8 protein-coding genes and 1 tRNA gene are annotated in these 9,212 nt (G+C 59.0%); 8 read left to right on the top strand and 1 reads right to left on the bottom strand.

The window, feature by feature from the left end; all coding sequences use genetic code 11:
* The first annotated feature begins 466 nt into the window (after positions 1-466).
* Positions 467-688, top strand: a complete 222-nt coding sequence (locus tag DOM45_RS03500; RefSeq protein ID WP_110598114.1) for a hypothetical protein — start codon at positions 467-469, stop codon at positions 686-688.
* 300 nt (positions 689-988) lie between these two features.
* On the opposite strand, the gene DOM45_RS03495 is transcribed toward DOM45_RS03500, so the two are convergent.
* Positions 989-1,465: a hypothetical protein gene (locus DOM45_RS03495; protein ID WP_157958342.1), complete on the bottom strand. Its 477-nt coding sequence runs from the start codon at positions 1,463-1,465 to the stop codon at positions 989-991.
* 432 nt (positions 1,466-1,897) lie between these two features.
* Between DOM45_RS03495 and DOM45_RS20135 the strand changes: the two genes are divergently transcribed.
* From DOM45_RS20135 to DOM45_RS03455, 7 genes are all read left to right on the top strand, one after another.
* Positions 1,898-2,239, top strand: coding sequence for a hypothetical protein (locus DOM45_RS20135; protein ID WP_162302596.1), 342 nt, complete (start codon positions 1,898-1,900; stop codon positions 2,237-2,239).
* A gap of 378 nt (positions 2,240-2,617) precedes the next feature.
* Positions 2,618-3,745: an AI-2E family transporter gene (locus DOM45_RS03480; RefSeq protein WP_110598110.1), complete on the top strand. Its 1,128-nt coding sequence runs from the start codon at positions 2,618-2,620 to the stop codon at positions 3,743-3,745.
* A gap of 57 nt (positions 3,746-3,802) precedes the next feature.
* A complete protein-coding gene (locus DOM45_RS03475) occupies positions 3,803-5,299 on the top strand; it encodes an efflux transporter outer membrane subunit (RefSeq protein ID WP_110598109.1) in 1,497 nt (498 codons plus the stop codon).
* Positions 5,300-5,390: 91 nt separating this feature from the next.
* Positions 5,391-5,466 (top strand) — tRNA-Thr (locus tag DOM45_RS03470).
* A 1,184-nt stretch (positions 5,467-6,650) separates the two neighbouring features.
* Positions 6,651-7,313 (top strand): GntR family transcriptional regulator, encoded by a 663-nt coding sequence (locus tag DOM45_RS03465; protein WP_162302595.1) that lies wholly within the window; start codon positions 6,651-6,653, stop codon positions 7,311-7,313.
* 419 nt (positions 7,314-7,732) lie between these two features.
* On the top strand, positions 7,733-8,668 hold the full coding sequence (locus DOM45_RS03460) for a Bug family tripartite tricarboxylate transporter substrate binding protein (RefSeq protein ID WP_157958341.1): 936 nt from the start codon (positions 7,733-7,735) through the stop codon (positions 8,666-8,668).
* 72 nt (positions 8,669-8,740) lie between these two features.
* The gene (locus tag DOM45_RS03455; RefSeq protein ID WP_110598106.1) at positions 8,741-9,202 is read left to right on the top strand and encodes a tripartite tricarboxylate transporter TctB family protein; all 462 of its coding nucleotides are present in this window, start codon (positions 8,741-8,743) and stop codon (positions 9,200-9,202) included.
* The last annotated feature ends 10 nt before the right edge of the window (positions 9,203-9,212 follow it).

The following is a 9,212-nucleotide window of genomic DNA, read 5'->3' as shown; positions in this document are numbered from 1 at the left end:
GGGGGCAGGGCTCGGGTCGAGGCGGTAACGCCATGCCATGGTGAAGAATGGGGCACGCCTGCTGGCGTTAGGCGGTGCCACTCGAAAGTTCGTCGAGTGTCGAGTTGAAAAGCGTCGCGACCGACGGTCGCGGCGTGCTACGAGGTGAGGCGTCACGGGAGGTGCAGGCCGATCTTGGAGGATCGGCACGCGCCTGGCGAGAATCCGAGCAGATCGTGAAGTCAGTATGGGTGCAGGATAGCGAATTAGCGAATGCCAACTTCGGTGCCAGCCGGGGCTTCCGGCGCGACGAGGCGAGATGCGCTGCGCAAGCTGAACGTTTTGCCGAAAAAGGAGTAGTCAGCGGTGTGAGAAGCGGCTAGTTTCGAGGAGCTCGACACCGTCGAGCCATACCGTTCGAATCTCCCGACCATATCGTTTTCCTCTCACTCGAGAACAGGGGGCTAGCGCCTCCAAGGAAGTTACGATGAAGATCACCCCGCACGAGCAGCGAGTGCTCGTTCTAAAAAAGAGAAATGCTCCTAAGGAGGGGAGTCTTACGACCAGGGCAACGATGGGAAAAATGCCAGCGGGCACACTCAAGACACGCCTCAAGAAACTCATCGAAGGCGGTCTTGACCGGGATCGTGCGATCGAGATCGCATTGGACCGCCCCATCGGCCCGCAGGGGCGGCCTAGAAAGACCTGAGGTTTCAGACTGTTGGCGAGAAGCTGCGGGCGCAGAGGGAGTCGGTCGCGGAATTCATGGGTTTCGCTGACGCTCCAGGCATAAGTCGAATCGAGTCGACACGGCAGTGAAGATGGAATTGCAGGCCAAAGCCTGCTCTCGTCGGGCTTTTGCCGAGAGGTATCTTGGCTAGACTAGCCGTCGTTTCGCTCCCTGCGGAACCTTTCCTTGGCCCCGATTTCGATCGGGGCTTTTTTGTGGCTGAAGGTCCGCGCCACGATGGTGGAGGACCCTGGGCTCGGCCATCCGATCATGATGGCCTCAAGTACGGAGCCAGCGATAGAGCAGTTTGTAGAACGAGACATCGGTCAACTGGTCGTAGCGCGAAAGGTCCCGCTTCTGACCGAACTGCAGCTCAGTGAAGTAGTATTCGCCTTCCGACTTGATGATCTCCTTGATGTCGTCTTCATCGGCGGATGAATACAACAGTACGCGACTACCATGGAGGTACTGCTCCTCGGGAGCGACATGCAGTTTGCAGCTGCCAAAGGAGAGTGTCAGTTTCTGAAGCGTCAGCTCGAAGGTTTCGTCGAACTTTTCCAGCGTATGGGTCTGTTCATCGTAGCGACGATCGATGTCTTCCAGCCCCAGTGCATCGACCCACTCTTCGATGTTTCTCTGCAATAGACACAGGTCTTGTTTACGGGATTCCAGCTGTTGCCTGAACTCTCTCAGGCGCTGTTGGCAAGCACCGACCTCGTCTCTGATGTGACTTTTCAGCTGCTCGATATCGACCATGGTCTGGATCCTTTGTCGGAACCGCTAACGGATTTTTTCATTATGGTTGGAGACGCAAAAAACCGCCTCTTGAAGGCGGCTTGTCAAATGATGGTTCGCGTCATGCTGCTGCAGGCTGGCCTCTAGCGGATAGCCGGTTCACCGCGCTGAGCGCTTTCTCCAGATCCAATATCTTGCATTTGAAGGCGCTGCAATTGGCACAGCGGACATTGGAACCCTGCTGGCTGTTGACCGGCAAATGAAACTGCTGATGACCACAAACGGAGCAAGTGAGATCCAGAGTGACTTTCATCATGCCGATTCCCTCAAATCGAGGTGATGGTCATTCGGGGGGCGGTACGACAGGTCCTTCTCGCGCGACATCTTCAACGTCAGACTGCGGCACTGGTTGAGAATCTGTACCGAGTAGCTGGGCGCATGGATATCCTTCCAATGACCGACGGTATCGAGAAATTCGCCGCATTCGATGCAGCTGATTTCATCCCACTCGGTGTGCGATTCGAAGAGAACCGGCTGGGTATGACCGCAGCGGGTGCAAGCAATGGTATCTTTCACGATCAGCCCTCCTTGGCTTGGACGTTGGTCTTCCTGATTGACCAGATGGCGGCAAATCCTTGTCGCCACGTGCCGGGCATCCCTGCCCGATCGTTCCGGCTTTCCATGCCGACTTCACGATTTCATGCTGGCATAGCGATTGAGGGTGTACAAGGGTTGTACGGCATTGAATTCGATGTCTTATTATCCTGTGTTAAACAGTGCCTGGTAAGTCCCTGAATCAGCTGAGCCGGCGGCCAGTCGTGAAAATTGAAATTTTTTGTAATCTCACAGGTTGCTGAAATCGGGACATTCATCCCGGGTAGATTCACCTCGTTGTTAACGTTCTGTCATCTACCGGGGGCTAGAGTGGCGATGCGACACCGGGAAGGTGTCGATCAGCAGGGAAGCGAAGCGCAGGACGCGTGGTTCGACATCAAGGATGATGGGTCAGTACCAGCGCTCAGCCGTGAGGCTTGGCGCTTCTTCGTTGCCGTCTGGCGAGGGTGGCTGGAGCGCCTGAACCGGGCAAGATCGAATTGTCGGCATTCTTAGTTGAACGCCAAGGTGTCGAGGACGCTATGCTTAGCGTCAGTGACCCTTCAATTCGGAATCCCCATGAGTTCTCTGAGCCAACACAAAGCGTTCATTCTCTTGCTGACGCTAGTGTCCATCGCGTTCGTATGGCTGCTGCTGCCTTTCTACGGTGCCGTGCTATGGGCGGTGATTCTGGCGATCCTCTTCCAACCCATGCATCGGCGTCTGGTCATCCGGCTCAAGGGTCGGAACAACTGGGCCGCGCTCATCAGCGTGATGGCGTGCGTATTCATCGTCATCATTCCCATGTCGTTGATCTTCGGTGCCCTGGTTCGTGAGGGGGCTAGCGTCTACCAGCGCGTGGGCAGCGGCGATATCGACTTCAACCAGTACATCCAGCAGTTCCAAGGGTCGCTACCGGCTTCGGTTCAGAGTTGGCTGGGGGACGCGGGCTTCGGGAGCTTCTCCGATATCAGCAACCGCCTGGCTTCGGCGCTCGAGCAGGGGAGTCGGCTGATCGCCACGCATATGCTGAGCATCGGGCAGAACACCCTCCAGTTTCTGGTCAGCGCCGGCATCATGCTCTATCTGCTGTTCTTCCTCTTCCGGGACGGGCGCTCGCTCGGGCAACTGATTCGCACGACGATTCCGCTGAGTGACGAGTACACCTCCAAGCTGATCGAGAAATTCACTGCCGTGGTGCGTTCCACCGTGAAAGGTAACGTGATCATCGCCATCGTCCAGGGGGCGATCGGCGGCGTGGCGTTCTGGGCGCTGGGTATCGAAGCTGCGCTGCTGTGGGGCGTGATGATGGCGTTCCTGTCGCTGCTGCCGGCGATCGGCTCGGCGATCGTCTGGGTGCCGGTAGCGGCATACCTGCTGCTCAGCGGGGCCTACGTGAAAGGCGTGATCCTGGTATTTGTCGGCGTGGTGGTCATCGGGCTCGTCGACAACTTCCTGCGCCCACCGCTGGTGGGCAAGGAGACCAAGCTGCCCGATTACGTGGTGCTGATCTCGACCGTCGGCGGAATGACCCTGCTGGGGATCAACGGCTTCGTGCTCGGGCCGCTGATCGCCGCACTGTTCATCGTCGTCTGGTCGCTGTTCCGTCAGGAGCAGCAACAAGAGGCCGAAATGGCGTCACGCGAGGACACGGCGGGCGAGGTGGTTCCCGAACCGCCCAAGCGCGGCGCGTCAGTGGATGGCTGAGTCATATTATTGTTATAGTGCTAATTAATTTTTGGAACTCTTTGGATCAGGGCACGGATGTCTGACTTCTCTCCATTCCCTGGTGTCACGGTCCGATGGGCCGCTGGCGCCACGCTCGCCGGGACCTTGCTGGCAGGCTGTGCCAACTACGCCGGGATCGAACCACAGCAGACGCTGACGCCCATCAGCCAATTGAGTGCCAGTCAGGTGCTTGGCCGCTCACCGGTATCACCGGCCGCGTGGCCCGATGCCGACTGGTGGAAGCGGCTGGGGGATCCGATGCTCGATACGCTGATCCAGGAAGCCTTGAGCGACTCTCCGGACATCGCAGTGGCGCAGGCGAGGCTACGTTCCGCCAACGCTGCCATCGCCTCGGCAAGGGCCGACGAACTCCCCAGCATCGATGCCTCCGCCGAAATCTCGCGCTCGCGCGTCTCCAAGGTCGAAGACCCGCTCGGGCAGGGCAACTTCTACTCCACCTCGCGCTCGCTGCTGCTCTCCTTCGACTACGATCTCGACCTGTGGGGCGGCGCCCGTGCCGCCTGGGAAGCCGCGCTGGGAGAAGCCCGCGCCCAGGAGATCGAATACCGTGCCGCCGGATTGACGCTGTCGGTCAACGTGGCACGCGCCTACGTCAGTCTCGCCGATGCCTATGCCCGCCGCGATGTCGCCCAGCGCCAACTGGACCGAGCCCTGCGGATCAACGACATCAACGATGAACTGCTCCAGGCCGGACTCAACAACCAGACCCAGAGCCTGCAGTCGCAGGTGACCGCCGCCAGCGCACGGCAGGCGCTGGAGTCGGCGCAGCAGTCGATCCGCAGCGAGCGCATTTCCCTCGCCATCCTGCTGGGCAAGGGGCCTGACCGTGGCGAAACGATTCCACGGCCCGACTCGCTGTCGCCCGCCATTGCCGCGCTGCCCAGCGTGATCCCTGCCGACCTGATCGGCCACCGGCCGGATGTCGTCGCCGCACGCTGGCGGGTCGAAGCCGCCTCTCGCAGCATCGATGCGGCCAAGGCGCAGTTCTATCCCAATATCAATCTCTCGGCGATGGCGGGATTTCGCTCGGTGCTGGGGGATTACTTCTTCAGTGAGGCGGCCAAGTCCGGCAGCGTCACGCCTGCCATCTCGCTGCCCATCTTCGAAGGTGGCCGGCTTCGCGCCAATCTGGAAAGCACCGATGCCGAGTACGACCTGGCCGTGGCGCAATACAACAAGACCATCGTCTCCGCGCTGGGAGAAGTCGCGGACGACGTGACGACGCTGCAATCGCTGGAGCGTCAGCGCCAGAGTCAGCAGCAGGCCCTGGCAAGCGCCCGCTCCGCCTACGGGCTGGCCGAGGAGCGCTACCGCGCCGGGCTGGCAGACTATCTCGACGTGCTCAGCAGCGAGCAGCAGTTGCTAACGGCCGAACAGAGCCTGACCCAGATCAACACCCAGCGCCTCGACCGCTCGGTGCAGCTCGTCCAGGCGCTGGGTGGCGGTCTCGTGCTGGACGCCGGCGTTCCGCCGGGCGGGGATGGTCCGGTCGCTGCGCCCGGCATGAAGTGAGCGTTCCGAGAACTCAGGCGCGGCAGACGATATCGGAAGCGTCGCCTTAGTTGTCCGCCACGGATTTGGTGATTATGATAGGCGCCGCCTGGCCGGTATAGCTCAGCTGGCAGAGCAACGCATTCGTAATGCGTAGGTCGGTGGTTCGAGTCCACTTACCGGCACCAAAAAGCCATTGGTTTCATTGGTTTAGGTATCGCTGAAAAGTCACCTTCGGGTGGCTTTTTTCGTTGGCGTCAACAAAGTCACGACGCCTGTCTTCGCCGTCCGGTCAAAGATCCTTTCTGTACAAGTGGATACAGGATCGCCATGCAATCCAGGCGATCGACGGCGCGACAGTGGGCAGGCGAAGTGACGCATCCGGTGTAGTCGCACACGTACTCGCCACAATAAACGGTCGCAATCGCTATTCAGGCGGAGACCATCCCCCGGAGGGCGCGTGGGCACCAGGGCGAACGAGGCCTCGGTCACGCCCGTGCCATGCGGCAGCGCTGGACCAAAAAAAACGGCCCGATAAGCGTCATTCTGATGATGACTTGCTTACGGGCCTGAAGATGCTGCTCCCTGCGAACTGTGACCATGAACCCAGTTGCAACTGGACGGGATCTTTTCCGTCCGAGCAGTGCATGGGAAACATTGTGGCCGTTATATGGCAGAAAGGGGATAGGTAAAATGAAAACAAAAGTTACATAACAAATTAATTAATGAAAACAGTAAGATACTTATTCAAATTATCCGGGTGTTCGATTCGCCGTTACACTCGGCAACGCTAGGTGCTGTCTGAAATCGATGAGCGGGTCTGGCTGTCTGCTCCGGTGAGTGTCCAGGGCTGTCATCTGCGGGGAGAGAGGAGCGGTCAAAAGAAACCCGGCGATGGAAAACCGTCAGGGAGGACCGTTTGCCATGCCGGGTCGAAGCGGCCGCAGGGAAGCAACCAGAAATCGATCTTTGGTCGTTTCCGAGAGGATGTCGTTCATGGTCGCCCCTGGAAACTGACCTACGGCCGCTGTTACTGCCGAATTAACATAAGTTAACGACAAGAAACAAAGAAAGTGTAGTCCTGGAGCGAAAGAAATTTCAGATACTTTCGTAGGGCTCGATGTTCCGTGACCGTACATTCGTGCCGAAGCAATCTCCGCCGAGGAGCGCGATTGTGATCATGAGACGTTGATCGATCTTGCGAGACGGCGGATAGCCACGGCGGGGGGGCTCCAATGGTGCCGAGGGAAGGGCCAAAGAGCTCGAATGCTGGCACTGTCAATAAGGTTCGACGTCGATGGACTGGGTATCGTCGACAGTTTACACTTCGGCGTGCCACGCCACAGATGAGGGAATAGCCTTGGATACCACCATGGATCAGATTGGTCAGCGCCGATCGAGCACGCTGACATCGATCGTCCGTGAAGCGATCGAGAACATGATCATCTCTGGCGAGCTATCTTCGGGTGACCGCATCAACGAGAGTGCACTGGCGGCACGCTTCAATATCAGTCGGGGGCCGATTCGAGAGGCCTGTCGGGGTCTCGAAAACGCTGGTCTGATCCGTAACGTGGCCAATCAAGGGGCCTATGTCCGTGAGATGAGTCTTGAAGAGGCTCGTGCTCTCTACGAGGTGAGGCGAGCATTGACGGCATTGGTGGGTGAGCTGCTTGTCGAACGGGCGAGCGATGAGACGCTCGACGAGTTGCAGCGCCTGGTCGAGCGTATGGCGCGGGCCGTCGAGGAAGACGACCTGAGCACGTACTACAACCTCAATCTGGAATTCCATAACACGATGGTGGCCAACGCCGATAATCCGGCGCTGGAACGTTATTACGGTGATATCGTCAAGCAGTTGCATCTCTTCCGGCGTCGCGGGCTCCTGCAGCATGGCAACCTCCGGGCCTCGAACGAGGAACATGTGAAAATCGTCGAAGCTTTACGCCGGCGCAATGGCTCCGAGGCGGCCGAAGCCTTGCGTCAGCATGTCATTTGCGGCTGGCAGCGAATGGTTGGCACCCTCGAGGAGTCATAAGCTGCTATCCCCTTGGTTCCTGTCGTCGCCGCGTCTTCAACTGGCTTTTCGCGCTAACCGCTTTTCCTGCAGGCCGCTTGGCTAGCTTACCGCCGTTCAATCCGAACGTTCCCTGGTGGCGATCATCGATGTCGCCCCCGCGTTGCCACAGGTCCACATCTGCGCGACTGCCTCACGTCTCGAGTTTCGGCGTGCCTGGCGCTGTCGCTGATGCGGCGAATGCTCCCAGCCCGACTCCCTCCTCTCGACTACGACCCTAATCCCCCTGGCTAGACCATTGTCTAGTACAGAAGGGCCGACCGGTCGAATAGTCTGTCTATCGTAAACTGTTAACAGTTTACAGTTGCTCGATGAGCGATGCCCAACAAGTACATAACGGGAGAATAACGATGCGCCATTGGATGAAGTCAGGCTTGTTAATGACAAGTCTGGCCACAGCCGCTCTCGCGTTTAGCGCCACGTCGGGAGCCGACGACTTCCCTTCCGAGCCGATCGAGATCGTCGTTCACACCTCTCCGGGGGGCGGAACCGACACCACGGCGAGAATCGTGGCATTGGCGACCCAAGCGCAACTGGGTACCAACGTCTACGTCCAGAACAAGAAAGGCGGTGGCGGCTCGGTTGCCATGAGTTACGTCAAGAGCAAGCCCGCCGATGGCTATACGGTCATGGCGATCACGCCCACGCACCTCTTCACCATGCTGCGCGGGAATTCGCCACTCGATATCGACGATATCCAGGGCCTGGCGCGCGCTACCGATGATCCGATCATCGTCATGGTTCGCGGAGACAGCCGGTACAAGTCCATTCACGATCTCATCGAGGCGGGGAGGGCCGGCGTGATCAAGTGGGGTGGTACCCAGATCGGAGGAGTCGATCACATTGCCGCCATGAGCTTCGCCAAGGCGGCAGGGATGAAGGTCTCTTTCGTGCCCTTCGATAGTGGCGCCGAATTCGCCGCCGCTCTATCCCGGGGCGACATCGATGCAGCGGGGCTCAATATTTCCGAAACTCGGGATCAGATCGCCGCCGGCGATTTCCGTCCTCTTGCCGTCATGGCCGACGATCGTATGAAGGCGCTACCGGACGTACCAACGCTTAGCGAAAAAGGTCTGGATATCTCGTTCTCCACCGTCCGCGGCTACGTGGTGCTGAAGAGTACGCCCAAGGCTCGCCAGGAAATTCTGGAAAAGGCGATGCTCAAGGGAATGGAGAGCGACCGCTACCAGAACTACCTGAAAGGCATCGGACTCGACGAAACCAGTATCGAGGACGCCGCTGACTGGGACAGCCAGATCCGTCGGATGTACAAGGCTGGCCAGGAGACGATGCAGGACCTGGGCCTGGCTCGGTGATCCATCGGCCTCGGCTCGCTTCTGACTTACCGGCCTCGGCCAATCCCTCTGTTCCAACTCGGAGTTTCCACCATGTTGAGCCGCTGGAGAGATCTCCTGCCGGGAGTCGTACTCCTGGTCATGGTCGTCGCGCTTTACTGGATAACCACGACCTTCTCGACGGTGCCGGCCCTCTTTGCCCAGGGCATGCAGGCCACCGCCATGCCACGTCTGATTCTGGGGGTGATGGCGGTGCTGACCCTGGTGATGCTCTATCAGGGATATGGCCACGTCGAGGAGGACAAGCCGGTCATTTCCTGGCGCATGTGGGTAACGGCCGGGCTGCTGCTGGCTGCATTTCTGCTGTTCGAGATTCTCGGCCTGACATTGACCATGGCGCTGACCTGCCTGCTGATCCCACTGCTATGGGGTGAGCGCCGTCTGGGACGGATCGTGATCTACGCCGTCTGCACACCGGTAATGATCTATCTGCTTTTCACTCATGCGCTGCAGCTTCGGCTGCCGCAGGGAATCCTCTCACCCTGGCTGTCCTGAGTAACGGAAA

This window comes from Salinicola lusitanus, assembly GCF_003206045.1.
GTDB classification, from domain to species: domain Bacteria; phylum Pseudomonadota; class Gammaproteobacteria; order Pseudomonadales; family Halomonadaceae; genus Salinicola; species Salinicola lusitanus.
The sequence above is the reverse complement of the archived record's forward strand: the minus strand, read 5'-3'. Positions and strand labels throughout refer to the sequence as shown.